The sequence below is a fragment of the Pseudomonas sp. MSSRFD41 genome (assembly GCF_014230245.1).
Taxonomy (GTDB): domain Bacteria; phylum Pseudomonadota; class Gammaproteobacteria; order Pseudomonadales; family Pseudomonadaceae; genus Aquipseudomonas; species Aquipseudomonas piscis.
In genome coordinates, this window is sequence record NZ_JACKZK010000001.1 from 613,741 (window position 1) to 639,807 (window position 26,067).

The 26,067-nt window shown below is 65.3% G+C and carries 23 protein-coding genes; 11 read left to right on the forward strand and 12 right to left on the reverse strand.

What is annotated here, in order from left to right:
- The first annotated feature begins 251 nt into the window (after positions 1-251).
- Positions 252-2,249 (forward strand): choline BCCT transporter BetT, encoded by a 1,998-nt coding sequence (betT, locus tag H7A76_RS02925; protein WP_185697117.1) that lies wholly within the window; start codon positions 252-254, stop codon positions 2,247-2,249.
- Between the two features lie 211 nt (positions 2,250-2,460).
- Here betT and choV read toward each other — a convergent pair whose 3' ends face one another.
- From choV to H7A76_RS02940, 3 genes are all read right to left on the reverse strand, one after another.
- Positions 2,461-3,639 carry a choline ABC transporter ATP-binding protein gene (choV, locus tag H7A76_RS02930; protein ID WP_185697118.1) on the reverse strand — a complete coding sequence of 393 codons (1,179 nt, stop codon included), beginning with the start codon at positions 3,637-3,639 and terminating at the stop codon, positions 2,461-2,463.
- Positions 3,636-4,481 carry a choline ABC transporter permease subunit gene (gene choW, locus H7A76_RS02935; protein WP_185697119.1) on the reverse strand — a complete coding sequence of 282 codons (846 nt, stop codon included), beginning with the start codon at positions 4,479-4,481 and terminating at the stop codon, positions 3,636-3,638. The genes choV and choW overlap by 4 nt, the downstream gene beginning before the upstream one ends.
- Before the next feature lie 66 nt (positions 4,482-4,547).
- Entirely contained in the window at positions 4,548-5,495 is a 948-nt protein-coding gene (locus tag H7A76_RS02940) for a choline ABC transporter substrate-binding protein (RefSeq protein ID WP_185697120.1), read from the reverse strand.
- Between the two features lie 430 nt (positions 5,496-5,925).
- Between H7A76_RS02940 and H7A76_RS02945 the strand changes: the two genes are divergently transcribed.
- Both H7A76_RS02945 and H7A76_RS02950 read left to right on the forward strand, forming a co-directional pair.
- Positions 5,926-7,302, forward strand: a complete 1,377-nt coding sequence (locus tag H7A76_RS02945; RefSeq protein WP_185697121.1) for an L-serine ammonia-lyase — start codon at positions 5,926-5,928, stop codon at positions 7,300-7,302.
- 427 nt (positions 7,303-7,729) lie between these two features.
- Complete coding sequence (locus H7A76_RS02950; protein ID WP_022641528.1) at positions 7,730-8,833, forward strand: GlxA family transcriptional regulator; 1,104 nt, start codon at positions 7,730-7,732, stop codon at positions 8,831-8,833.
- Between the two features lie 22 nt (positions 8,834-8,855).
- On the opposite strand, the gene aac(6') is transcribed toward H7A76_RS02950, so the two are convergent.
- Together aac(6') and H7A76_RS02960 are read right to left on the reverse strand one after the other, a co-directional pair.
- Positions 8,856-9,302, reverse strand: a complete 447-nt coding sequence (gene aac(6'), locus H7A76_RS02955) for an aminoglycoside 6'-N-acetyltransferase (RefSeq protein WP_185697122.1) — start codon at positions 9,300-9,302, stop codon at positions 8,856-8,858.
- Positions 9,303-9,368: 66 nt separating this feature from the next.
- Entirely contained in the window at positions 9,369-9,632 is a 264-nt protein-coding gene (locus H7A76_RS02960) for a hypothetical protein (RefSeq protein ID WP_015637320.1), read from the reverse strand.
- Between the two features lie 253 nt (positions 9,633-9,885).
- On the opposite strand from H7A76_RS02960, the gene H7A76_RS02965 reads away from it, so the two are divergent.
- Positions 9,886-10,314: a DUF4952 domain-containing protein gene (locus H7A76_RS02965; protein ID WP_185697123.1), complete on the forward strand. Its 429-nt coding sequence runs from the start codon at positions 9,886-9,888 to the stop codon at positions 10,312-10,314.
- A gap of 229 nt (positions 10,315-10,543) precedes the next feature.
- Positions 10,544-11,494 (forward strand): TIGR03899 family protein, encoded by a 951-nt coding sequence (locus tag H7A76_RS02970; protein WP_185697124.1) that lies wholly within the window; start codon positions 10,544-10,546, stop codon positions 11,492-11,494.
- An 86-nt stretch (positions 11,495-11,580) separates the two neighbouring features.
- On the opposite strand, the gene H7A76_RS02975 is transcribed toward H7A76_RS02970, so the two are convergent.
- The 4 genes from H7A76_RS02975 to H7A76_RS02990 all read right to left on the reverse strand — a co-directional run bounded on the left by H7A76_RS02975 (position 11,581) and on the right by H7A76_RS02990 (position 15,170).
- Positions 11,581-12,057: a thioesterase family protein gene (locus tag H7A76_RS02975; RefSeq protein ID WP_185697125.1), complete on the reverse strand. Its 477-nt coding sequence runs from the start codon at positions 12,055-12,057 to the stop codon at positions 11,581-11,583.
- A gap of 86 nt (positions 12,058-12,143) precedes the next feature.
- Positions 12,144-13,109, reverse strand: coding sequence for an L-carnitine dehydrogenase (locus H7A76_RS02980; protein WP_185697126.1), 966 nt, complete (start codon positions 13,107-13,109; stop codon positions 12,144-12,146).
- A 140-nt stretch (positions 13,110-13,249) separates the two neighbouring features.
- On the reverse strand, positions 13,250-14,137 hold the full coding sequence (locus H7A76_RS02985) for a 3-keto-5-aminohexanoate cleavage protein (protein WP_185697127.1): 888 nt from the start codon (positions 14,135-14,137) through the stop codon (positions 13,250-13,252).
- An 88-nt stretch (positions 14,138-14,225) separates the two neighbouring features.
- Positions 14,226-15,170 carry a choline ABC transporter substrate-binding protein gene (locus tag H7A76_RS02990; RefSeq protein WP_185697128.1) on the reverse strand — a complete coding sequence of 315 codons (945 nt, stop codon included), beginning with the start codon at positions 15,168-15,170 and terminating at the stop codon, positions 14,226-14,228.
- Between the two features lie 193 nt (positions 15,171-15,363).
- Between H7A76_RS02990 and H7A76_RS02995 the strand changes: the two genes are divergently transcribed.
- Positions 15,364-16,311 (forward strand): GlxA family transcriptional regulator, encoded by a 948-nt coding sequence (locus tag H7A76_RS02995; protein WP_185697129.1) that lies wholly within the window; start codon positions 15,364-15,366, stop codon positions 16,309-16,311.
- Positions 16,312-16,569: 258 nt separating this feature from the next.
- On the opposite strand, the gene H7A76_RS03000 is transcribed toward H7A76_RS02995, so the two are convergent.
- The 3 genes from H7A76_RS03000 to H7A76_RS03010 all read right to left on the reverse strand — a co-directional run bounded on the left by H7A76_RS03000 (position 16,570) and on the right by H7A76_RS03010 (position 18,593).
- On the reverse strand, positions 16,570-16,986 hold the full coding sequence (locus H7A76_RS03000) for a DUF3010 family protein (protein WP_022641519.1): 417 nt from the start codon (positions 16,984-16,986) through the stop codon (positions 16,570-16,572).
- Between the two features lie 144 nt (positions 16,987-17,130).
- Positions 17,131-18,048: a LysR family transcriptional regulator gene (locus H7A76_RS03005; RefSeq protein WP_185697130.1), complete on the reverse strand. Its 918-nt coding sequence runs from the start codon at positions 18,046-18,048 to the stop codon at positions 17,131-17,133.
- Between the two features lie 140 nt (positions 18,049-18,188).
- Positions 18,189-18,593, reverse strand: a complete 405-nt coding sequence (locus H7A76_RS03010) for a lysozyme inhibitor LprI family protein (RefSeq protein ID WP_022641517.1) — start codon at positions 18,591-18,593, stop codon at positions 18,189-18,191.
- Positions 18,594-18,936: 343 nt separating this feature from the next.
- Between H7A76_RS03010 and H7A76_RS03015 the strand changes: the two genes are divergently transcribed.
- The 5 genes from H7A76_RS03015 to H7A76_RS03035 all read left to right on the forward strand — a co-directional run bounded on the left by H7A76_RS03015 (position 18,937) and on the right by H7A76_RS03035 (position 26,062).
- Positions 18,937-19,914, forward strand: coding sequence for a dipeptidase (locus H7A76_RS03015; RefSeq protein ID WP_185697131.1), 978 nt, complete (start codon positions 18,937-18,939; stop codon positions 19,912-19,914).
- Positions 19,915-20,124: 210 nt separating this feature from the next.
- Positions 20,125-20,655, forward strand: coding sequence for a DUF5943 domain-containing protein (locus tag H7A76_RS03020; protein ID WP_022641515.1), 531 nt, complete (start codon positions 20,125-20,127; stop codon positions 20,653-20,655).
- 15 nt (positions 20,656-20,670) lie between these two features.
- Positions 20,671-22,731 carry a dimethylglycine demethylation protein DgcA gene (gene dgcA / locus H7A76_RS03025; RefSeq protein ID WP_185697132.1) on the forward strand — a complete coding sequence of 687 codons (2,061 nt, stop codon included), beginning with the start codon at positions 20,671-20,673 and terminating at the stop codon, positions 22,729-22,731.
- 161 nt (positions 22,732-22,892) lie between these two features.
- Positions 22,893-24,839, forward strand: a complete 1,947-nt coding sequence (gene dgcB / locus H7A76_RS03030; RefSeq protein WP_185697133.1) for a dimethylglycine demethylation protein DgcB — start codon at positions 22,893-22,895, stop codon at positions 24,837-24,839.
- On the forward strand, positions 24,839-26,062 hold the full coding sequence (locus H7A76_RS03035; protein WP_185697134.1) for an electron transfer flavoprotein subunit alpha/FixB family protein: 1,224 nt from the start codon (positions 24,839-24,841) through the stop codon (positions 26,060-26,062). The genes dgcB and H7A76_RS03035 overlap by 1 nt, the downstream gene beginning before the upstream one ends.
- Positions 26,063-26,067 lie beyond the last annotated feature (5 nt).

A 26,067-nucleotide genomic window follows, 5' to 3' on the forward strand; every position in this document is an offset into this window, starting at 1 on the left:
CGCACCCCAGGGATGGCATGGCGTGAACCGGTAAGGACGGACGTGTTGAATGGGCAAGACGCTTCAGGCCTGACGCCGAACCAGGGGTTCGAGTCGAGGTCGGGGATGCTGGTTCGCAACGCAGCCGCCGTGGGTCCGGGCTTTTTTCGGGGTGTCTTTATATCACCCGACGATCGGCTGCCAACTAACCGATTGGTCGGGTGCCGTGTTGCCTTGTGTCCTTCTCTCGCACTGCCTGGAGCATCTGTGCAATGAGTTCTGCCTCTCTTATAAAGACCCCGCCGGAAAAGGTGCGGGTCAACGGTTGGGTGTTCTATACCTCGACCGCGCTGATCCTGTTGTTGACTGCCATCCTGATCATCGCCCCGCAAGAGGCCGGCAAGATGCTGGACATTGCCCAGGCCTGGTTGTCCCGCAGTTTCGGCTGGTACTACATGCTGGTGATCGCCGCCTACCTGGTGTTCGTGGTGGGCCTGGCGTTTTCTTCCTACGGCAAGCTCAAGCTGGGGGCCAAGCAAGATACCCCGGACTTCAGCTATGGCGCCTGGGCCGGGATGCTGTTCTCGTCCGGCATCGGCATCTCGCTGCTGTACTTCGGTGCGTCCGAGCCCCTGGACCACTACTTCAACCCGCCCGAAGGCGTGCCGGCCAGCAACCAGGCCGCGCGCCAGGCGCTGCAACTGACATTCCTGCACTGGGGCCTGCACGGCTGGGCGATCTATGCCCTGGTGGGCCTGGCGGTGGCGTACTTCGCCTACCGGCATAACCAGCCGCTGGCCCTGCGGTCGGCGCTGTACCCATTGGTCGGCGAGCGCTGGGTCAAGGGCGCGGCCGGCCACGCGGTGGACGGTTTCGGCATGTTCGTGACCCTGCTGGGCCTGGTGACCAACCTGGGCATCGGCTCGATGCAGGTATCGTCCGGCCTGGAAAACCTGTTCGGCATGGAGCACAGCAACACCAACCTGTTGATCGTGATCATCGTCATGAGCACGGTGGCCACCATCGCCGCGGTATCCGGGGTGGAGAACGGCATTCGCCGCCTGTCCAACCTGAACATCGTCCTGTTCAGTGGCTTGCTGATCTTCGTCCTGCTGTTCGGTCCGACCCTGCACCTGCTCAACGGCTTCGTGCAGAACATCGGCGACTACCTCAACGGCGTGGTGCTCAAGACATTCGACCTCTATGTGTATGAAGGCGACAGTGCCAAGTCCGATCGCTGGCTGGGCCTGTGGACCCTGTTCTACTGGGCCTGGTGGATTTCCTGGGCACCTTTTGTCGGCATGTTCATCGCTCGTATTTCCCGTGGTCGTACCGTGCGCGAGCTGGTGGCTGGCGTACTGCTGATCCCGCTGGGCTTCACCCTGGCCTGGCTGTCGATCTTCGGCAACTCGGCCCTGGACCTGGTGCTCAACCAGGGCGCGGTGGAACTGGGCAAGACCGCCCTGGAACAGCCGTCCATGGCGATCTACCAGCTGCTCGAGCATTACCCGGCGTCGAAGATCGTCATCGGTGTGTCGATCTTCGTGGGCTTCGTGCTGTTCCTGACCCCGGCCGACTCCGGCGCGGTGATGATGGCCAACCTGTCCTGCAAGGGCGGTAACGTCGACGAAGACGCCCCGCACTGGCTGCGGATCTTCTGGTCGGTCGTGATCACCCTGGTGACCGTCGGCCTGCTGTTCGCCGGTAACTTCCAGGCCATGCAGACCATGGTGGTACTGGCTGGCCTGCCGTTCTCGGTGGTGCTGGTGTGCTTCATGTTCGGCCTGTACAAGGCCATGGCCCAGGACACCCGGGTCGAGCAGGAACAAGCGGAGCTGGCGGCCCGCGGCCGTCGCGGTTTCAGCGAGCGCCTGACCCAGCTGGACCTGCAGCCGACCCAGGCAGTGGTCCAGCGCTTCATGGACAAGCACGTGACCCCGGCCCTGGAAGAAGCCGCGACCCAGTTGCGCAACCAGGGGCTGGATGTGCAGACCCTGCTGGGCAAGTCCAAGCGCTGCATGGGTGTGCGGATCGAGATGGAAGAGGGCAACCCCTTCGTCTATGAAGTGAGCCTGGACGGTTACCTGGCGGCGCCGAGCGAGTCGGCCGATGCGCCGGAGGCGCGTGCACGCTACTACCGTGCCGAGGTGTACCTGCACAACGGCAGCCAGGAATACGACTTGATGGGCTTCACCCAGGATCAGATCACCCGTGACGTGCTCGATCAGTTCGAAAGCCATCGGCAACTCCTGGGCCGGGTCTATAGCTAAGTCCTGAAGTAGACGCGGGCCCGGGTTCACCGGGTACCGCGTCGCCTGCATCGCGGGCAAGCCTGGCTCCTACGCAGGAGCAGGGCTTGCCCGCGAAGCGATGTGTGGCTTACCGCCACATCCGCTCCTGCAACAGGTGCAATTCGCACCCTCTATTCCCGCTCAAACGACAACGCCGCGACCCAGGTCGCGGCGTTGTCGTTTCCGTGCATCAGCCCAGGTTCTTGCCGAGCAGCGCGTGGTAGAGCTCGCTGTCGCCAAGGATCCCCACCACCTTGTGGTTATCGTGGAGCACCAGCTTGTTGCCGGTCTGGTAGCGGATCTGCAGGGCCTCGCGCATGCCGATATTGGAATCCACCAGGGTCGGGCGCCGGCCCAGCTCTTCCACCGACTGCCCCGGCACCCAGTTCTGCAGGTCCAGCTGCGAGCCGTTGCGCCGGGCGCCCTTGATGGTGTTGCCCTCGGCCAGGTCCAGCCAGGAGTCGCCGCCGGGGTCCAGGCACACCGAGCCGTTGACCCGCTTGCAGTTGTCCAGGGTGCGCATCAGGCTGCGCCCGCACAGCACGTTCAACGGGTTGGTATGGGCGACGAAGGTGCGCACGTAGTCGTCCGCCGGGTTGAGCACGATCTCTTCGGGCTTGCTGTACTGGATGATCCGCCCGTCCTTCATGATGGCGATGCGGCTGCCCAGTTTCAGGGCTTCGTCCAGGTCGTGGCTGACGAACACGATGGTCTTGCTCAGCTTGCGCTGCAGCTCCAGCAGCTCGTCCTGCAGGCCCTGGCGGATCAGCGGGTCGAGGGCCGAGAAGGGCTCGTCCATCAGCAGGATGTCGGCGTCCATGGCCAGGGCGCGGGCCAGGCCCACGCGTTGCTGCATGCCACCGGACAGCTCGTCGGGCTTCTTGTTGCGCCACTGGGTCAGGCCCACCAGCTCCAGCTTCTCGTCCACCAGCTTGCGCCGCTCCTTCTCGGGACGGCCCTGCATCTCCAGGCCGAAGCTGATGTTCTCGCGCACCGTCAGCCAGGGCATCAGGGCAAACTTCTGGAACACCATGGCGATGCGCTTGGTGCGCATCATCTTCAGCTCCGCCGGGGTGCAGTGGGCGATATCGATGTGCTTGCCTTCGTGCTCGACGAACAGCTTGCCGCGGCTCACGGTATTGAGGCCGTTGATGCAGCGCAGCAGGCTCGACTTGCCCGAGCCGGACAGGCCCATCAGCACGCAGATCTCGCCCTTGTTGATATCCAGGTTGGCCTTTTCCACGCCGACCACCAGGCCGGTCTGCTTGAGGATCTGCTCGCGGGTCTGGCCCTTGTCCAGCAGTGCCAGGGCCTCGCGCGGCTTGTTGGAGAAGATGACGTCGACGTCTTCGAAACGAATGATGCTCATGCCTCACCCCTTGCCGGCAGTTCCGGCTGCTTGCAGATACGGTCGAGCATGATTGCCAGCAACACGATCGCCAGGCCCGCTTCGAAGCCCAGGGAAATATCGGCGGTGTTCAGTGCATTGACCACGGGTTTGCCCAGGCCGTCGGCGCCCACCAGGGCCGCGATCACCACCATCGACAACGACAGCATGATGCACTGGGTCACGCCGGCGGCGATGCTCGGCATCGCGTGGGGCAGTTCGATACGGGTCAGCAACTGGCGCCGCGAGCAGCCAAAGGCCTTGCCGGCGTCCATCAGTTCCTGCGGCACGTCGCAGATGCCCAGGTAGGTCAGGCGGATCGGTGCGGCGATGGCGAACACCACGGTGGAAATCAGTCCCGGGACCACGCCCAGGCCGAACAGGGTCAGGGTCGGGATCAGGTAGACGAAGGTCGGCACGGTCTGCATCAGGTCGAGTACCGGGCGCATGGCGGTGTAGAACATCGGCTTGTGTGCGGCGAGGATGCCCAGCGGCACGCCGATGACCACGCAGACCAGGGTGGCGAAGGTCACCTGGGCCAGGGTCTCCATGGTTTCCTGCCAGTACCCCAGGTTGAGGATCAGCAGGAAGGACAGCACGACGAATACGGTCAGGCCCCATTTGCGCTGGATCATGTGCGCCAGCAGGGCGATCAGGCCGATCAGGGCCAGGGGGTTGAACCAGGTCAGCGCGAAGGTCACGCCGTGAATCATGGCCTCAAGGGTAGTGGCGATCGCATCGAAGATGCTGGCGCCGTGTTTCGTCAGCCATTCGACGAAGGCCGCGATGTACTGGCCCAAGGGGATTTTCTGATCAGTGAGCATGGTAATGAACGTCCGCATGCAATGGAAAAACAGCCCGGGCGGGCGAACCCGCCCGGCGTCAGCGACTTACTGGGCAAGCTTGGCTTTGACGGCCTCCAGTCCTGGTTTGCCATCGATGGTGGTCACGCCGGCGAGCCAGGTGTCGAGTACTTCGGGGTTTTTCTTGAGCCAGGCCTTGGCGGCCGCGTCAGGCTTCATCTTGTCGTCCAGCACGTTGCCCATCAGGGTGCTTTCCATGTTCAGGGTGAACGACAGGTTCTTCAGCAGTTGCCCGACGTTGCTGCACTCCTGGACGTAGCCCTTGCGGGTGTTGGTGTAGATGGTCGCCTGGCCGAAGTTGGGACCGAAGAACTCGTCGCCACCGGTCAGGTACTTCATCTTGAAGCGGGTGTTCATCGGGTGCGGTTCCCAGCCCAGGAACACCACCGCGGTGTCGCGGCGCTGGGCGCGTTCGACCTGGCTCAACATGCCCGCCTCGCTGGATTCGACCACCTTGAAGCCGGCGTCCTTCAGGCCGAAGGCGTTCTTGTCGATCATGCTCTGGATGGTGCGGTTGCCGTCGTTGCCCGGCTCGATGCCGTAGATCTTGCCGTCCAGCTCGGTCTTGAACTTGGCGATATCGGCGAAGTCCTTGAGGCCCTTGTCATACAGCGCCTGGGGCACCGCCAGGGTGTACTTGGCGTTCTCCAGGTTGGCGCGCACGGTCTCCACGGTGCCGGCATCGCGATACTGCTTGATGTCGTTTTCCATGGTCGGCATCCAGTTGCCGAGGAACACGTCCATGTTCTTGCCGTCGGCCAGAGACTTGTAGGTCACCGGCACGGAGATCATCGTGGTCTTGGTCTTGTAGCCCAGGGCGTTGAGCACGACGCTGGTGGTGGCGGTGGTCACGGTGATATCGGTCCAGCCGACATCGGAGAAGTTCACGGTACTGCATTGCGCCGGTTCTGCGGCCTGTGCCAGGTACGGCAGACTCAGCATGGCGGCCAGCAACAACGAGGGGGAACCTTTCATAGAGGGGGGACTCCTGGATGTTCTTCTTGGCGGCGTTCGGACCGCGCTTATTGAGTATGGCGGTTGGTGTGTCGGGAACAGCTCTACCACCGTGCCTTGCAATCGAGTCGAGACTGATCATGTACCAGTGAAAATCTGTCGCCTACCGGGTGCGTCGTATCCAGTACAGGGAGGGTCGCATCCAGTGTCGGTGAGGTCGCATCCAGCGTTTTTGCGCGATTTTTCCTGCGTCCGGGCTACAAAAACGCCCGAAATTCGACCCTGGCGCCAAGCGGCGTTGGTGGGCATGAGCGAGTCGGTGTCAGACGTCGGCAAGCGCGGCAAAAGCCCGATGATGCGCCCTTCTCGGCGGATTGCAGCTTGAGCGTAGCAGCTCCGTCAGTGGGCGTTTTCGGCGCCCGGACTGTGCTCATCGAGGAGTTATCCAGGCATGGCTATCAGTGTTTTCGACCTGTTCAAAATCGGCATCGGCCCGTCCAGTTCCCATACCGTCGGTCCCATGCGCGCCGCGGCGCTGTTCGTCCAGGCCCTGGGCCAACGGCAGCAACTGGAGCAGGTGCGGCGGATCGAGGTGCGACTGTACGGATCGTTGTCGGCCACCGGCATCGGCCATGGCAGCGACAACGCGGTGATCATGGGCCTGATGGGCGAATGGCCGGACGCGATCGACCCGTCGCTGATCGGCACCCGCATCGACGTGCTGCGGGAAACGTCCACCTTGCTGCTGGACGGGCGCCTGCCGCTGCCGTTCGTCTGGTCCCGGGACATGCTCCTGCTGGAGCAGAACCTGCCGTTCCATCCCAATGCCATGACCCTGGTGGCCGAAGGCGAGGGCGGCGAACTGCATCGCGACACTTATTATTCGGTGGGCGGCGGTTTCGTCGTCGACCAGGCCCAGGCCGACAGCGGTGTGGCGGACCTGGATCGCAGCGAGCTGCCTTACGATTTCTCCAGCGCGGTAGAGCTGCTCGAACTGTGCCGCAGGCACAACCTGCGGGTGGCCGAGCTGATGCTGGCCAACGAGAAGACCTGGCGTTCCGAGGAGGAAATCCGCAGCGGGCTGATGGCGCTCTGGCGGGCCATGCAGGACTGCGTCGAACAAGGCCTCAAGCACGAAGGCACGCTGCCTGGCGGGCTCAACGTGCGGCGCCGGGCGGCCAAGCTGCACCGCAGCTTGCTGGAGTTGAACAAGCCCAATGTGATCGGCTCGACCCTGAGCGCCATGGAGTGGGTCAACCTCTATGCCCTGGCGGTCAACGAAGAGAACGCCGCCGGCGGACGCATGGTCACCGCGCCCACCAATGGTGCGGCGGGCATCATCCCGGCGGTGCTGCACTACTTCATGAAGTTCAGCGAGGACGTGACCGACGCCAACGTGGTGGACTTTTTCCTCGGCGCGGCGGCCATCGGCATCCTGTGCAAGAAGAACGCCTCCATTTCCGGTGCCGAGGTCGGTTGCCAGGGCGAGGTCGGTTCGGCCTGTGCCATGGCGGCGGCGGGCCTGGCGGAGATTCTCGGCGCTACCCCGGAACAATTGTGCAACGCCGCGGAGATCGGCCTGGAACACAACCTCGGCCTGACCTGCGATCCGGTGGGCGGGCTGGTGCAGGTGCCCTGCATCGAACGCAACGCGATCGCCGCGGTGAAGGCGATCAACGCCACCCAGATGGCCCTGCGCGGCGACGGCCAGCATTTCATTTCCCTGGACCGGGTGATCCGCACCATGCGCGATACCGGCGCCGACATGCACGACAAATATAAAGAGACTTCTCGCGGTGGCCTGGCGGTCAGCGCGGTGGAGTGCTAATCGGTTCGGGCGTGCGAACGCGCGCTCAAATGGCCCGGCCCCCGGGCCGATGCCACCTTTTGGCGCGTCGCGCATAGGCAAGTGGCCGAACCGGGCCGGCGCTTGCCCGGTGGACACCGGTCCGGTTGCGCTTTGAGTGACACTCGGCGTTGTCCGCCTCACGCAACGGCTCTACAAGTGCTACCTAACTGCTCACCGTCCTCGGCCGCGATCCGCCGGCCTTCCCCCGCGCACTGCCAATCCGTACTTGGGCAAGGGCTATATAGACGCTTCGCGACGTCGTTTTCAGGAGTTATTGAATGCCCATTCAACTTTAGGCATGGCAATTGCTCTGTGATGACCAAGCCGGTTTCCATCGAGAAACGGGCACCAATAAAAAGAGCCTCCGCCTGAGGCCATCACCCGCTTTGTGTGAGGAGATATCGCGATGACGTCGTTCAACTCCGGGGCCCAACCCCAGAACCGTGCGCCTCAATCCATCGGTTTCTTGCTGCTGGATAATTTCACGCTGATTTCCCTGGCCTCCGCAGTCGAACCCCTGCGCATGGCCAACCAACTGTCCGGTCGCGAGCTGTATCGCTGGACCACCCTCAGCGTCGATGGCGGCCAGGTCTGGGCCAGCGATGGCCTGCAAATCACCCCCGACGCGTCCATGCACAAAGCCCCCAGCCTGGATACCGTGATCGTCTGTGGCGGTATCGGCATCCAGCGCACCGTCACCCGCGAGCATGTGTCCTGGTTGCAGAGCCAGGCCCGCCAGTCCCGGCGCCTCGGCGCGGTGTGCACCGGCAGCTGGGCCCTGGCCTGCGCCGGCCTGCTGGACGGCTTCGATTGCAGCGTGCACTGGGAATGCCTGGCGGCAATGCAGGAAGCCTTCCCCCGGGTGGCCATGAGCACCCGGCTGTTCACCCTCGATCGCAACCGCTTCACCAGCTCCGGCGGCACCGCGCCGCTGGACATGATGCTGCACCTGATCAGCCGCGATCACGGCCGCGAGCTGTCGGCGGCGATCTCGGAGATGTTCGTCTACGAGCGGATCCGCAACGAGCAGGATCACCAGCGCGTGCCGCTCAAGCACATGCTCGGCACCAACCAGCCCAAGCTGCAGGAAATCGTCGCGCTGATGGAAGCCAACCTGGAGGAGCCGATCGATCTCGACGAACTGGCGGTGTACGTCGCGGTATCGCGCCGGCAACTGGAGCGCCTGTTCCAGAAGTACCTGCACTGCTCGCCATCGCGCTACTACCTCAAGCTGCGCTTGATCCGCGCCCGGCAACTGCTCAAGCAGACGCCGATGTCGATCATCGAAGTGGCCTCGGTCTGCGGTTTCGTCTCCACCCCGCACTTCTCCAAGTGCTACCGCGAATATTTCGGCATTCCGCCACGTGACGAGCGCATCGGTTCCAACACCACCCAGCAGGTGGCGATGATGCCGCTGCCCCAGGCCATGGTCCTGGCGCCATTGTCCGGGCCGCTGTCGGCCCTGAGCCAGGCGCGCAACGAGTCGACCTTCGCCAGCGTGCGCCTCTAGGCGCGGTCGCTGGCAGCTCCGGTCACAGCGCCTTCTTGAAATACACCACGCGCTCGGTTTCCTCGAAGCCAAGCGCGCGGTGCAGGGCGTGGCTGACCAGGTTGTCCAGGCTGGCGTCCGAGGCGATCTCCACGCAGCCCTGCTGCCGTCCCCACTGGCTGACTTGTTCGATCAGGCGCTGGGCCAGGCCCTGGCGCCGGTGCTGGGGAGCGACGTAGATACCTTCGAGAAACACCACCGGCGAGCTGTCGGTGCCATTGACGTAGTCGTGGCGCAACGACGCCTCGGCCAGGCCCAGCGTTTCACCGTCGGCAGCCTGGGCCAGCCAGCAGCCGTAGCGTGCGGGCTCGGCGAGCATCTGGCGGATTTCTTCCCGGTGTTCCTCGGCCGGGCAGTGGGGCCACAGGCCCAGGCGCAATTGCAGCCAATGGCCGGGGTCGGCGGCTTGGCCGGGCAGGATACGGATCATGGGCGGTCGCCTGTGCGGTACAAAGAGGTGCGTACTCTAGCAACCGGCCCAGGGCCCCGGGGCGATTCAGGCGCGTTTTTGCTGTTGGTACTCGGCCAGGGCCGGCAGCAATTGACGATCGATGGCCTGGCGCACGGCAGGAAGAATGGTCGCGTTGCCGGTGAGCATCTGCTCGACCATGCCCTTGAGCGCCTTGGCCCGGGCATCGCTCAGGCCCCTGACCGCGCATTCGCAGGCCTGCTCGGCACTGGCGCCTGCGGGCATCTCGAATCCCAGGGCCCGGAGTTGCCCCAGCAGGTCGTCCTGGTCAATCAAATCCGCGTGCATCATGGCGCTTGTCCTTGTTCAGGGAGTGGGGTCGCCAGCCGATTCTGGTAGGCCGTCCCGATGGCGGCAAGGGCAGATTGTCGCGATGGCCCGTTTACCTATGAACAGGTCGTTTTCGGCTAAGTCAGCCCGGCGGACTTGCCTGAATGCCCCGTCGCAAGGTCGGAGAAACCGTCACCGCAAGCGTCGACCACAGGTATCCTGCGCCAGCGGCCGATGGTTGGCCGCTGATCCGCAAACCATGGAGTTGGAATCGATGAAAGTGCTGCTAGCAGCGGCCCTGGCTGTCCTGGCATGGGTGTTTTCCAATGGCGCCTGGGCCGGCCCCGCGTGTGCCGACTTTCTGCGGGCCGGCGCCGAACCGCCGCAGGTCCTGGAGTTTGTCGGTTGTGAGTCCGCACCCCAGGAACAGGGTGCGCCGCTGACCGCCACCTACCGGGTCGAAGGTCGGCATGCCCAGGCAGTGGAGCGTTACCTGCAGCGACTCACAGGGGACATGAGCGACTTGAAGTTCGCCTGCTGTGGCTGGGAAACCCAGGGCTCCAGCGCCTATCGGGACCCGGCCAGCGGCCGCCAGTACCAGCTCGGCATGGGCTCGGAAGAAACGCCCTATAACCGCCGGGAGGACTGGGACAAGATCGGCTATTTCCATGTGAGGGTCGTGCTGTACACCGAGGAGCCCTGATGCGCTCGCAATGGCCCTTTTACCTATGGGCAGGTCGCATTCGGCTAATCGGCGCCCGGCCAGAGTGGGCAGACTGGAGCCAGCTAACGGCAGAACGGTTTGGTCACCTTCTCACCGCGGCTCCTCAGCAGTAGTCCTGCCCCGATCCTGTCACGGCTTGATCGGGGCTTTTTTATGCGCTTGGCGGTTATGCGATAGTGCGCCTGGTTCAACTTTCGCGAGATTGCCCATGGATGAGGAAGCGCCAGTGTCGGACAAGGTACTGAACAAGCTGATCGAGACGATTTCCAACGGCTGCGGCCACCTGTACCGGCCCATCGGCTTGCGTCGTGATGCCGATGCCCAGGCCTATAGCGTGCTGAAGCTGGCCCAGGCCACGACTGCGTCGGAGATCCAGCGTGAACAAGCCCTGCTGGAGGCGGACCAGCAGCGCCGCTCGGTGATGCTCGAGCATGAAGAGGAACTGGCCCGGCGCAGCGCCAAGCGCAGGTTGCACCAGGAACTGCTGAAGCAGGAAAACCTCGAGCGGATCTTTGCCCAGGCCCTGGAAAACCCTCCCGAGTCGGCGGACGAGCACAGTGTCGACCAGGATTGGCTGACCGACTTCGTCGAGCGCGCGCAGAAGATCTCCTCGCAGCAGATGCAGGCGCTCTGGGCCAGGATCCTGTCCCTGGAGGTAGGCAGTCCGGGCAGTTTTTCCGTGCGTGCGATGGATGTCCTCAAGAGCATGACCGCCGCCGAAGCGAACGCCTTTCGCAAGTTGTGCGCGGTCGCCAGCAAGCTGGGCAAGGGCAGTGCCCCGGTGGTCCTGGTCAATGGCCGACGCAAGCTGCGCTGGTTCAATGCCCTGGCAGACATCGATTTTCAAGACCTGGAATTGCACCGCTGCGGCATTCCCCTTACAGACCAACTCGCGCTCCAGGCCCTGGGCCTGATCCATGCCAAGGAGCTGTGCATTTCCGATCTGCCAGCGGCCACCGTGCTGGATTTCGACTTCTACTCGAAGTCCCTGAGGGTCGAGGTGTTGAAGGACAAGTCGACCCTGGCCTTCATCAACTTCACCGGCGTGGGCGCCGAGCTCTACCAACTGCTGGACGAAGAGGTGAACCCGGATTACGTCGAGCTGCTCCAGGACAAATTGCAGAAGATCGCCAAGGTCGAACTGATCGACCGTGCCTGAGCGTTGGCCGTGCCGGGTCCCGCCCCGTCATGGCCATTGGCGCCTGCACCTGGTGGCCCCGGGACGGTGTCTTTTCGGGCTGGCGATCAGCTCTGCGTGGGCAAGCCGATCACCCGGCCGATCCAGGCTGGAGGTGGCAGGTCGGCCTGTGCGGCTTGCAGCGCCGCAAGCCGTTGCCGCACGGCGGCGGTGAACGGCGCCGAATGCGGCCCGGCAAGATCGACGTGGAGCAGCATCTGTTCGTTGCCGGCCAGCTCCCGGGGATCACCGGCCTGGTGCAGGCTGTGGTACAGGTGCAGGCGCTTGTGGTCGTGGCCGATGATCTGGGTGCGTACTTGCACCTCGGTGTCGAGCTTCACCTCGTGCAGGTAATTCAGGTGCAGCTCCAGGGTGAACAACGAGTGGCCGCTGGCCTCGCGGTTGTCGCTGTCCAGCCCCAGGCGGTCCATCAGGGCATCGGTGGCGTAGCTGAAGATCAGCAGGTAGAAGGCGTCGCGCAAGTGGCCGTTGTAGTCGACCCAGTCGGCGCGGATGCGGGTGTTGTAGGTGGTCAGTGCAGGCATGGCAGGGACTCGGGCAAGGGACAGGCTGGAATCCCGGGGCCGCCGCCGAAGGCCCCAAGGCGTCCGGCAGTGGCTACCCGGGGGCGTTACTCGCGAAAGTTCATGCCGTGCCTGGCCTTGGTGTTCTTCACCGCCTCCAGCACCGCCAGCAGGCAGTCGTCGCGATAGCGCTCCAGGGCGGCGATGCTGCGCTCGCCCAGTTGCTCGGCAGTGCCTTCGACCACCGCATCGATCAGCGTGTCGGTCAGCTCCGGGGCCGGCAGGTAGGTCCAGGGCAGTTGCAGCGCCGGGCCGAACTGGGCCATGAAGTGGCGCATGCCGGCATCCCCGCCCGCCAGGGTGTAGGTGAGAAAGGTGCCCATGAACGACCAGCGCAGGCCGGCGCCGAAGCGGATCGCATCGTCGATCTCGCCGGTGCTCGCCACCCCGTCGTTGACCAGGTGCAGGGCTTCGCGCCACAGGGCCTCGAGCAGGCGGTCGGCGATGAACCCCGGGACCTCCTTGCGCACGTGCAGCGGGCGCATGCTCAGGGATTGGTAGACCTGGATCGCCGCTTGCACGGCCTCTGGCGCGGTGCGCGTGCCGCCCACCACCTCCACCAGCGGCAGCAGGTACACCGGGTTGAACGGGTGGCCCACCACGCAGCGTTCCGGGTGGGTCGCGCCTTCGTAGAATTCGCTGGGCAGCAGCCCCGAGGTGCTGGAGCCGATCAGCGCGTCGGGCTTGGCCGCCGCACTGATCTTGCTGTGCAGCTCCAGCTTGAGTTCCAGGCGTTCCGGGGCGCTTTCCTGGATGAAGTCCGCGTCACGCACGCATTCCTCGATGGTCGCCACGAAACGCAGGCGATCCTGGGAGGCGCCGGGCGCCAGGCCCTGCTTCTCCAGGGCGCCCCAGGCATTGGCCACCCGCTGGCGCAGGGCCGCCTCGGCGCCGGGGGCCGGGTCCCAGGCCACCACGTCCAGGCCATGGGCCAGGGCGCGGGCTACCCAGCCGCTGCCGATCACGCCACTGCCCAGGGCAGCGAAGGTCTTGATGTTGGTGATAAAGCTCATGGTCGTTTCCTGAAAGAGTTGTGGCCCTCTGTAGGAGCGGAGCTTGCCCGCGATGGGATCCTCCAGACGCAGAAAATGCATTGGATGTCCCCATTTTTCGCGGGCAAGCCTCGCTCCTACGGAAGAGGGAGGTATCGGGATCAGCCGCGCTTGTTCAGGCCCATCTTCTGGCGCCCCTCGGCCGGGCTCAGGACGCGTGCTCCCAGGCGGTTGAGGATCTCGCTGGCGCGCTCCACCAACTGGCCGTTGGTCGCCAGCACGCCCTTGTCCAGCCACAGGTTGTCTTCCAGGCCGACCCGCACGTTGCCGCCCAGCAGCACGGCCTGGGCGGCCATTGGCATCTGCATGCGGCCGATGCCGAAGCCGGCCCAGACCACGTCCGGCGGCAGGTTGTCGACCATGGCCTTCATGGTGGTGGTATCGGCCGGAGCGCCCCAGGGAATGCCCAGGCACAGCTGGAACAGCGGGTCGTCCAGCAGGCCTTCCTTGATCATCTGCTTGGCGAACCACAGGTGGCCGGTATCGAAGATCTCCAGCTCGGCCTTCACCCCCAGTTCCTGGATGCGCCGAGCCCCGGCCCGCAGTTGGGCCGGGGTCGAGACGTAGATGGTGTCGCCGTCGCCGAAATTCAGGGTGCCGCAGTCCAGGGTGCAGATCTCCGGCAGCAGCGCCTCGACGTGGGCCAGGCGCGCCAGCGGGCCGACCAGGTCGGTATGGGGGCCGAACTCGGTGGGGCGTTCCCCCGGGCCGATCTCCAGGTCGCCGCCCATGCCGGCGGTGAGGTTGACGATGATGTCGACGTCGGCTTCGCGGATGCGCTCCATGACTTCGCGGTACAGCGCCACGTCGCGGCTGAACTTGCCGGTCCGGGGATCGCGGACGTGGCAGTGGACCACGGTGGCCCCGGCCTTGGCGGCTTCTACCGCGGCGGCGGCGATCTGCTTGGGGGTGATGGGCACATGGGGACTCTTGGCGGTGGTATCGCCGGCCCCGGTGAGTGCGCAAGTGATGATGACGTCGTGGTTCATGGTGCAATTCCTTACAGGCGTGTTTGCTGGGGGCGTGGCGCTGCCGTGCGCGGCCCTGGCGGGCGGCGCGACGGCACGGGTCTTCAGGTCATTGGCGGGTCAGTTGCAGGTGCTCGATGGCCGGCTTGCCGTCGAAGGTGGTCACCCCGTCGAGCCAGCGCTGCTGGTCTTGCGGATGATCCTTGAGCCACTGCCGGGCGGACTCCAGGGCGTCCTTGTGGTTCAGCAGCGGCTGCATCATGCGGCTCTCGTCCTCGGCGCTGAAGGTCAGGTTGGCCAGCAGCCGGCTGACATTGGGGCACTGCCGGGCGTAGCTGGGGGCCGTGACCGTCCAGACCGTGGCCCGGCCTTCATCGGGCCCCAGGGCGTTGTCGCTGCCGGAGAGGTAGGTCATCTGCACGTTGACGTTCATCGGATGCGGCGCCCAGCCGAAGAACACCACCGCTTCCTTGCGCCGTACCGCGCGGTCCACCGCGGCGAGCATGCCGGCCTCGCTGGACTCCACCAGCTGGAACTTGCCGAGGCCGAACTGGTTCTTGGCGATCATCGCCTTGATCTGGGCATTGGCGCCGGAACCGGGCTCGATGCCGTAGATCTTGCCGCCCAGTTCCTTCTCGAAGCGGGCGATGTCGGCGAAGCTCTTCAGGCCTTTTTCCGCCAGGTAAGTGGGCACGGCGAGGGTGGCGCGGGCGTCTTTCAGGCTGGGTTGGTCGAGGACCTTGACCTGGCCGGCCTCGACGAACGGGGTGATGGTCTGGGTCATCAGGGGGTTCCAGTAGCCCAGGAACAGGTCCAGGCGCTGGTCGCGGATGCCGGCGAAGATGATCTGCTGCGAGGCGCTGGTCTGCTTGGTCTTGTAGCCGAGGCCGTCCAGCAGGACCTGGGCCATGGCGCTGGTGGCGATCACGTCGGTCCAGTTGACCACGCCCAGGCGCACGTTCTGGCAACTGGCGGCGTCGGCGGCCATGGCCCCGGAGCTGAACAGGACAGTACCGCTAAGCGCCAGTACACAACGGCTGATCAGTCGTTTCATGAGGGTTTCCTCGGCAGGTCGTTATTGTGGGGGCGGCGTCTTCGTGCGCCGGTGATGCCACGTTACGCAGCTGGCGGGTTGCGAAAACGCACAGCGGCGACCGGCTCTTGCACTGCGGCGACCTTGCGTCTTGAAGCCGCCCGGGAAACGGCGTATCACAATGGCCACGCCGCCCGTCCTCCGAGTGCGTCCCATGTCCCAGGATTTCTATTTCTTGCTGCTGCCGGGGTTCTCGGCCATCGGTTTCATCTCGGCCATCGAGCCTCTGCGGGTGGCCAATCGCTTTCGCGGCGGCCTGTATCGCTGGCATGTATTGAGTGTGGATGGCGGGGCGGTGCAGGCCAGCAACGGCATGTCGGTCAACGCCGATGCCGCGCTGGAGCCCTTGAAGAAGGGCGCCACCTTGCTGGTGGTGGCCGGGTTCGAGCCGCTGCGGTCCTTCGGCGCGGCCCTGGAGCACTGGCTGCGGCGCCTGGATGGGGAAGGGGTGACCCTGGGCGGGATCGACACCGGTAGCGTGGTGCTGGCCGAGGCCGGGCTGCTGGAAGGGCACCGAGTGGCCCTGCACTGGGAAGCGATCGACGCCTTCAAGGAGTCCTATCCACAGTTGAGCGTCACCCAGGAACTGTTCGAGATCGACCGCCGGCGCATCAGCTCGGCCGGCGGCACGGCGTCCATCGACATGATGCTCGACCTGATCGGCCAGGCCCACGGCCCGCAGCTGGCGATCCAGGTCAGCGAGCAGTTCGTGCTGGGGCGCATCCGCCCGCGCAAGGACCACCAGCGCATGGAGGTCGCCAGCCGCTACGGCATCAACAACAAGAAACTGGTGCAGGTGATCGGCGAGATGGAGCAGCACAGCGAGCCGCCCCTGAGCACCCTGGCCCTGGCCGAGTCGGTCAACATCACCCGGCGCCAGTTGGAGCGCCTGTTCCGCCTGCACCTCAACGACACGCCGAGCAATTTCTACCTCGGGCTGCGCCTGGACAAGGCCCGCCAGTTATTGCGCCAGAGCGACCTGAGCGTGCTGGAGGTGAGCATCGCCTGCGGTTTCGAATCGCCGTCCTACTTCACCCGCAGCTACCGCGCGCGGTTCTCCCGCTGCCCCCGAGAGGACCGGCAACACAACCCGAAGGCCTGAGAGCCTGTCCACGCTCTGCTGCGCTTAGCCCATGGGGCGTTAAAAAAGGCTTTGAAATGCTCAATCAGGACCCTGAATTGCGCTTTCTCAGGCATTTTTGCCTGGCCTGAACGTCGCTCGCTAGACCTTGAGCAGGCTCTGAGCTGCCCTGTCGGTGGGAGCGAAACGGGCTCGCGAGGCAGGCAATCCGTTGGGTCAGGCCGTACGCCAGCGTGGGCCAGTCGGATCGCCGCCCGCTCGCTCCTAGAGATACGCGGACTACTTTTTCAGCAGCGCCGCGCAGGCCGCCTTGTACGCCTCGTGCTGGTACTTGTTGAGGCTCGCCGGCAGCTCGTAGCCGTGCTTCTTGTGCTGGGCGGTGAGGGTCTGGGGCGACAGCAGGGTCACCTCGCAATTTTCCAGCAACTGGAACACGCCCTCGATCTTGAAGGTGGTAGGGCCACCGGCGAACTCGCCTTTCTTGCTGCGCTTCTTGATGGCGATCCGGGTGATGCCCTGCTCGCGGACAAAATCCCGCACCTGGGCGGCGAAGGTGCGCACGTTGGCCGCTTCATCGTCGTCTTCCAGGGCGATCTTCTTCACCGCGATGGCCTGGTGTTCAAGCGTGCCGCCTTGCAGGGAGGCGAGGGCGAAGATGGCCTCGCTGCCCTTGATCTCGATACCGCAAATGCTCATGGGGAATCCTTGTGAAAGTCGTTGGCTGGTGCGCAGCTTACAGCTCCAGCTGGTCGGCGCGAATGCCGAATGCCGAATGCCGCGGCGCGGCCGAGACTTGTATTTCCTCCACGACAGAAGCTTGTCCCTTTGTTGCCCCTCTCTCTAGCGGACGGGCGGCGGTCCGCGGCGGTCCATTTCGTACACCCGGCTGTGCAGCAGGCGTTCCTTGAGCCAGGTACCGGCCTGGCCCAAGGTGTTTGGGCGTGCCCAGAGCAGGTCGATGCCGACCTGCCAGTCGCCGTGGAACGGGTCGGCCAGGTGCAGTTCCACCAGTTCGCCCCTGGCCAGCTCGCGCTGGACCAGTTGCCGGGGCAGGGCGGCCCAGCCGAGCCCGGCACGCAGCATCTCCAGCAATACGTGTAGTTCCTGTACCTGCCACAGCCGCAGGCAACGCAGGTACTCGCTGCTGGGGGGCTGCTGGCTGGGCAGGCTGGAGGCGCATAGGCGCCGGTGCTGCTGCAAGTCGTCGGCGCTCAGGGGGTTGCGCTGCGCCAGGGGATGATCCGGGCGGCAGGCATGCACCAGGTGCAAGCGGCCCACGTGCTGGAACTCCAGCGCCTGGGGATAACCAGGCGCTGAGGGGGCCAGGCCGAGTGCTGCCTCACCCCGGGCCACCAGTTCGCTGGCGCTGGTGGAGCGAGGCTGGCGCAGCAGCAGGTCGACCTGGGGGAAAGCCTGCTCGAAATCGCGCAACAGCGGCAGCAGTGGGCCGCAAGGGGCCTGGAGCGCCAGCGTCAACTGCGCTTCCGGCACCTGGGACAAGCGGTCGGCGCTGGCTTGCAAGTCCTGGCAGCGCTCCAGCACCGCCTCGGCCTGCAGCAGGATTTTCCGACCAGTGGCGGTCAATGCCGGGCTGCGGGTGCTGCGGTCGAACAGCTCCACCTTCAGGTCGTCTTCCAGGTTGGCGATGGCCAGGCTGACGGTGGACTGGGTCTTGCCCAGCTGGCGCGCGGCGGCCGAGAACGAGCCGGTGCGGGCGGCCTGGGCGAACATCCGCAGCTGGTCCAGTGAAAAATCCATGGTGTCCCCCACTCCCTGGGCAAGAGCCCGGCCCTGCCTTGAACAGGCTGGCAGTCCAGGCCTTGCAGGGTATTCAAGCACAGCCTGCGGCTTGCGAAGGGACAAGGACGCTGGTGCGTCCCCGGATCGGCACCAGGGGATCACTCCTGGGCGATGGACTCGATGAACTCCGAACGCTCGTCGCTCATGCGCGCCAGGCAATCGTTGCTGGCGATGTTGTAGGCCTTGCTGCCGGGCTTGGCCGGGAAGGACTCCACGGCGCAGTCGGCGTCACGCTGCTTCTGCCACAGCTGCTGGGCGTTCTTGACCTTGGCGGTGATGTCGCCCAGCTGGGCCTTGTCGTTGCCATACAAGGTGCCCAGGCGCTCCAGCAGGCTCTGCACGTTGTCATTGAGCAGTTGCTCGGCGGTGGTCCTGTTGTAGGTCGCGCATTCCAGGGTCTGCACGTCGTTTTCCACGCCGTCGCAGGGCGAGCCGTCGGCCTCTTCGGCAGCCTGGGCGCCGCTCGCCAGCAGTATCAGGGCCAGGAAGATCGGTTTCTTCATTGCAGCGCTGTCTCCCATCCGGTGAAGCCTTGGTTGAAGCGGCGAATTCTGGCCCAAGGTTCGGGCAAAGAACAGAGCCTGCCCCGGGCCGCGTGAAAACTATCGCCCAGGCCCGGCAGGCAATGCCCATCCAGGCCCCCTGGGCTGTGCTTTCACGCCTGTTCCTGTCTGCCCTGGCGTGGTTTTCGCGGAGCCAGGCATGGCGCTTCGTCGGCGCTTGACGCTTTCGGCAATTCCCCTGTCGTTTTTGCACCGGGGCGCCCTGGCCCTCAGGCATATGCTGGCCCCAAAGCGCCGGCAGACGATTCGGCGCAGGAATCGCCAGATAAAAGGGGACAGCCTGATGAGCCCAGCCGAACTGCACGCCGACAGCATCGTTATCGACGGATTGATCATCGCCAAATGGAACCGCGAACTGTTCGAGGACATGCGCAAGGGCGGCCTGACCGCAGCCAACTGCACGGTGTCGGTCTGGGAGGGTTTCAAGGCCACCGTCGACCAGATCGCCGCCAGCCAGAAGCTGATCCGCGACAACAGCGACCTGGTGATGCCGGTGCGCACCACCGCCGACATCCGCCGGGCCAAGGAACTGGGCAAGACCGGCATCCTCTTCGGCTTCCAGAACGCCCACGCCTTCGAGGACCAGATCGCCTACGTGGACGTGTTCAAGCAGCTGGGCGTGGGCATCGTGCAGATGTGCTACAACACCCAGAACCTGGTGGGCACCGGCTGCTACGAGCGCGACGGCGGGCTGTCGGGCTTCGGTCGCGAGATCGTCGCCGAGATGAACCGCGTCGGCATCATGTGCGACCTGTCCCACGTCGGCTCCAAGACCAGCGAGGAAGTCATCCTCGAATCGAAGAAACCGGTCTGCTACTCCCACTGCCTGCCTTCGGGCCTGAAAGAACACCCGCGCAACAAGTCCGATGCCGAACTGAAGTTCATCGCCGATCACGGCGGCTTTGTCGGCGTGACCATGTTCGCGCCGTTCCTGGCCAAGGGCATCGACTCGACCATCGACGACTACGCCGAGGCCATCGAGTACACCATGAACATCGTCGGTGAAGACGCCATCGGCATCGGCACCGACTTCACCCAGGGCCATGGCCAGGACTTCTTCGAGTACCTGACCCACGACAAGGGCTACGCCCGGCGCCTGACCAACTTCGGCAAGATCATCAACCCGCTGGGCATCCGCACCGTGGGCGAATTCCCCAACCTCACCGAGACCCTGCTGGGGCGCGGCCATTCCGAGCGCGTGGTACGCAAGATCATGGGCGAGAACTGGGTCAACGTCCTCAAGGACGTCTGGGGCGAGTGATGAACACCCCCGGAGCCTGCTGCGCCCACCGATAGCTGCGTCGCGTCCTCGCGACAGGCTCGCCGTACATGCGTACTGCCCTCGCCTGTCGCTGCGGGTCTCCTTGCTCTCGGTGTGCTCGCGACGGCTCCAGCGGTATTCACGCGAATTTTTTCCATGCAAAGCCAAGGCTTTGCCAAGCCAAGAATGAATTTCTGGAGTCAAGTTTCCATGGCCAAGATCGCCCCGCAACTGCCCATCGAAGTCGACAGCGAGACCGGCGTCTGGACGTCCGATGCCCTGCCGATGCTGTACGTACCGCGGCATTTCTTCGTCAACAACCACATGGGCATCGAGGAAGTGCTGGGCGCCGACGCCTATGCCGAGATCCTCTACAAGGCCGGCTACAAGTCCGCCTGGCACTGGTGCGAGAAAGAAGCCCAATGCCATGGCCTGGAAGGCGTCGCGGTGTTCGAGCACTACATGAAGCGCCTGTCGCAGCGCGGCTGGGGCCTGTTCAAGATCCAGGACATCGACCTCGACCAGGGCACCGCCAGCGTCAAGCTCGAGCACTCGGCCTTCGTCTACGTCTACGGCAAGTGCGGGCGCAAGGTGGACTACATGTTCACCGGCTGGTTCGCCGGCGCCATGGACCAGATCCTGGCGGCCCGTGGCAGCAAGATCCGCACCGTGGCCGAGCAGGTCTACGGCGGTTCCGAAGAAGGTCACGACGACGGCCTGTTCGTCGTCAAAGCGTTGTAAGCGGAGTTCAAGACAATGGCTTTCGAAGCGATGTTCCAGCCGATCCAGATCGGCAAACTGACCATCCGCAACCGCGTGCTCAGTACCGCCCACGCCGAGGTCTACGCCACCGACGGCGGCATGACCACCGAGCGCTACGTGAAGTACTACGAGGAAAAGGCCAAGGGCGGAATCGGCCTGGCGATTTGCGGCGGCTCCTCGGTGGTGGCCATCGACAGTCCCCAGGAATGGTGGAGTTCGGTGAACCTGTCCACCGACCGCATCATCCCGCACTTCCAGAATCTTGCCGACGCCATGCACAAGCACGGCGCCAAGATCATGATCCAGATTACCCACATGGGCCGGCGCTCGCGCTGGGACGGCTTCAACTGGCCGACCCTGATGTCGCCGTCCGGGGTCCGCGAGCCGGTGCACCGCGCCACCTGCAAGACCATCGAGCCGGAAGAAATCTGGCGGGTGATCGGCAACTACGCCCAAGCCGCCCGTCGCGCCAAGGAAGGTGGCCTGGACGGCGTGGAGCTGTCGGCGGTGCACCAGCACATGATCGACCAGTTCTGGAGCCCGCGGGTCAACAAGCGGACCGACGAATGGGGCGGCACCTTCGAGAAGCGCATGCGCTTCGGCCTGGAGGTGCTCAAGGCGGTGCGCGCCGAAGTCGGCGACGACTTCTGCGTCGGCATGCGCATCTGCGGCGACGAATTCCATCCCGACGGCCTGTCCCACGAGGACATGAAGCAGATCGCCAAGTACTACGACGACACCGGCATGCTCGACTTCATCGGCGTGGTCGGTTCCGGTTGCGACACCCACAACACCCTGGCCAACGTCATCCCCAACATGAGCTTCCCGCCGGAGCCGTTCCTGCACCTGGCGGCGGGCATCAAGGAAGTGGTCAAGGTCCCGGTGTTGCACGCGCAGAACATCAAGGACCCGAACCAGGCCACGCGCATCCTCGAGGGCGGCTACGTCGACATGGTCGGCATGACCCGCGCGCACATGGCCGACCCGCACCTGATCGCCAAGATCAAGATGGGCCAGATCGACCAGATCAAGCAGTGCGTGGGCGCCAACTACTGCATCGACCGCCAGTACCAGGGCCTGGACGTGTTGTGCATCCAGAACGCCGCCACTTCCCGTGAATACATGGGGGTGCCGCACATCATCGAGAAGACCACCGGCGCCAAGCGCAAGGTGGTGGTGGTCGGCGCCGGTCCTGCGGGCATGGAGGCTGCCCGGGTGGCGGCCGAGCGCGGCCACGACGTGACCCTGTTCGAGAAGAAAGAGGCGATCGGCGGACAGATCACCACCGCCTCCAAGGCCCCGCAGCGCGACCAGATCGCCGGCATCACCCGCTGGTACCAACTGGAGCTGGCGCGGCTGAAGGTCGACCTGCGCCTGGGCACCGCGGCGGACGCGGCGACCATCCTCGACCTGCGCCCCGACGTGGTGGTGCTGGCGGTGGGTGGCCATCCGTTCATCGAGCAGAACGAACACTGGGGCGCCGCCGAAGGGCTGGTGGTCAGCAGCTGGGACATCCTCGATGGCCGGGTCGCCCCGGGCAAGAACGTGCTGGTGTACGACACCATCTGCGAATTCACCGGGATGTCGGTCGCCGACTACCTGGCCGACAAAGGCTCGCAGGTGGAGATCGTCACCGATGACATCAAGCCCGGCATCGCCATCGGCGGCACCTCGTTCCCCACCTACTACCGCAGCCTGTACCCCAAGGAAGTGATCATGACCGGGGACCTGACCCTGGAGAAGGTCTACCGCGAGGGCGACAAGCTGGTGGCGGTACTGGAGAACGAATACACCGGCGCCCGCGAGGAGCGGGTGGTGGACCAGGTGGTGGTGGAGAACGGCGTGCGTCCCGACGAGGCGCTGTACTACGGGCTCAAGGACGGCTCGCGCAACAAGGGCCAGATCGACGTCGAGGCGCTGTTCGCGATCAAGCCGCAGCCTTGCCTGGGCGAAGCGGGCGATGGCTACCTGCTGTTCCGCATCGGCGATTGCGTGTCCCAGCGCAACACCCATGCCGCGATCTACGACGCCCTGCGCCTGTGCAAGGATTTCTAAGCGCTTGTGGATAACCCCGTAGGAGCGAGGCTTGCCCGCGAAAGCGATGGATCTGCCGACACTCGTGTCGAATGCCACAACGTCTCGCGGACAAGCCTCGCTCCTACAGGGGGCGAGCAAGTCATCCGGCAGTTAAGCCCGAGGTCTCTGGGAGCTTCACCATGTTGAATACCCTTCTTCCCATCCTGCTGTTCGCTGCCCTGGGCCTGGCGGTCCTCGGCGCGTTGCGGCGCGCGGCCATGTGGCGCCGGGGGCGAGTCTCCAAGGTCGACCTGGTCGGCGGCCTGCTGGCCATGCCCCGGCGCTACATGGTGGACCTGCACCATGTGGTGGCCCGCGACAAGTACATCGCCAACACCCACGTGGCCACCGCCGGTGGCGCGGTGGCTTCCATCGTCCTGGCGCTGCTGGTGCACGGTTTCGGCCTGCACAACCGCGTGCTGGCCTATGCCTTGCTGCTGATGTCGGCGCTGATGTTCGTGGGGGCGATCTTCGTCTACCGGCGCCGGCGCAACCCGCCGTCGCGCCTGTCCAAGGGCCCGTGGATGCGCCTGCCCAAGAGCCTGCTGGCGTTTTCCGCGAGCTTCTTCCTGGTGACCCTGCCGGTGGCCGGGATTCTCCCGGAGCAGTTCGGTGGCTGGCTGCTGGCGGCGATCCTCGCGCTGGGCGTGCTCTGGGGCGTGTCGGAGCTGTTCCTCGGCATGACCTGGGGCGGGCCGATGAAACACGCCTTCGCCGGTGCCCTGCACCTGGCCTGGCACCGCCGCGCCGAACGCTTCGGCGGCGGCCGCTCCACCGGCCTCAAGCCGCTGGACCTGGAAGACCCCAGCGCGCCCCTGGGCGTGGAAAAACCCGTGGACTTCACCTGGAACCAGCTGCTGGGCTTCGATGCCTGCGTGCAGTGCGGCAAGTGCGAGGCGGCTTGCCCGGCCTTTGCCGCCGGCCAGCCGCTGAACCCCAAGAAGCTGATCCAGGACATGGTCGTCGGCCTGGCCGGTGGCAGTGACGCGAACTTCGCCGGCAGCCCGTACCCTGGCAAGCCGATCGGCGAACACCGCGGCAACCCGCACCAGCCGATCGTCAACGGCCTGGTCGATGCCGAGACCCTGTGGTCGTGCACCACCTGCCGGGCCTGCGTCGAGGAGTGCCCGATGATGATCGAGCACGTCGATGCCATCGTCGACATGCGCCGCCACCTGACCCTGGAAAAAGGCGCTACGCCGAACAAGGGCGCCGAGGTGCTGGAGAACCTGATCGCCACCGACAACCCGGGTGGCTTCAACCCCGGCGGGCGGATGAACTGGGCAGCCGACCTCAACCTCACGCTGCTGCCCGAGGTGAAGAGCACCGAGGTGTTGTTCTGGGTCGGCGACGGCGCCTTCGACATGCGCAACCAGCGCACCCTGCGGGCCTTCGTCAAGGTGCTGAAGGCCTCGGGCGTGGATTTCGCCGTGCTCGGCCTGGAAGAACGCGACAGTGGCGACGTGGCCCGGCGCCTGGGCGACGAGGCGACCTTCCAGCAACTGGCCCGGCGCAATATCCAGACCCTGGCCAAGTACCAGTTCCAGCGCATCGTCACCTGCGATCCCCACAGCTTCCATGTGCTGAAAAACGAATACGGCGCCCTGGGCGGTGACTACCAGGTGCAGCACCACAGCACCTACATCGCCGAGCTGATCGCCGCCGGCCAACTCGATCTTGGTCGACACAAGGGTGGCAGCGTGACCTACCACGACCCCTGCTACCTGGGCCGCTACAACGGTGAGTACGAAGCCCCGCGCCAGGTGCTGCGTGCCCTGGGGATCGAAGTCAAGGAAATGCAGCGCGCAGGTTTCCGCTCCCGCTGCTGTGGCGGTGGCGGTGGCGCGCCGATCACCGACATTCCCGGCAAGCAGCGGATTCCCGACATGCGCATGGAGGACATCCGCGAGACCGGCGCCGAGCTGGTGGCGGTGGGTTGTCCGCAATGCACGGCAATGCTCGAAGGGGTGGTGGAGCCCCGGCCGATGATCAAGGACATCGCCGAACTGGTGGCCGAGGCCCTGCTGGAAAGCGCAGCCCCGAGCAAGGCGCCAGTGGCGAAAGCCGAACCTGCGGAGGTGCACTGATGAGTGAGATTATCCGTCGCGATCCCCGTGCCGAGTGGATCGCCCGCAACCGCTTGCACCCGCTGCATGCGGCCATGCAGCCGGCGCAGCACAGCTGGATGGGCCCCAATGGCCTGGTGCGCAAGAATCCCCATGGCATGGGCTTCGTCGGTCCCAACGGGCTCAAGCGTATCGATCGCAGCGGCGCCCAGCAGGGCGGCAGCAGCCCCAAGCGCACGGCGGCGGTCGAGGTGCAACTGCCGCTGCACCAGCTGGCACAGCCGGCGTTCTACATCAACGTGGTGCCGGACATGGTCGGCGGTCGCCTGAGCAGCCACGACCGCGACTTGCTGGGCCTGGCCCGGCAACTGGCCGGCCAGGACGGCGCGGTGCTGGTGGTGGTGTTCGGCGAGCACAAGGAGCCGAATTTCGCCACGGCCGGGGCCGACCGCCTGCTGGTGCTGCCGGGCAGCGAGTTCGAAGGTTATGCACCGGAGCAACGGGTCCAGGGCCTGCGGGCTGTGGATAACCAGTTCGGCCCACGTCACTGGCTGCTGCCCGACAGCCGCAGCGGCGGTGGCGAGCTGGGCCGGCGTTTTGCCGCGGCCCTGGGCGAACGCCCGGCGACCCGGGTCTGGCAGGTCAAGGAAGGGCAATGCATCGGTCGTGCCGGTGCGGGCCTGGAGGATCTGGCCCGGCCTCTGCCACGGCTGATCCTGGCGGCGGCCGAATGTGCCGAGCCGGTCAGCGAAACCCGTCACGAAGCCTTGCCGGTGGAGTTATCCACAAGCGTGGCCCGCAGCCTGGCGCGGATCGAGGACCTGGGCGCGGTGGCGGTGGACCCGGCGGCGATTCCCATGGCCGAGGCCGAGTTCATCCTGTCCGGGGGCAACGGGGTCAAGGACTGGGCGCTGTTCCATCGCGCGGCCCAGGCCCTGGGGGCCACCGAGGGCGCCTCGCGGGTGGCGGTGGACGACGGCTTCATGCCCCGCGACCGCCAGGTGGGCGCCACCGGTACCTGGGTGACCGCGCGGGTCTACGTGGCGGTGGGGATCTCCGGGGCGATCCAGCACCTGCAGGGCATCGGCGCCTGCGACAAGGTGGTGGCGATCAACATGGACCCGGGCTGCGACATGATCAAGCGCGCCGACCTGGCGGTGATCGGCGACAGCGCCGCGATCCTCGAGGCGCTGATCGCCGCCGTCGAAGCCTACCGCAGCGCCGCCAAGCGCGATGCGGCTTGAGGGAG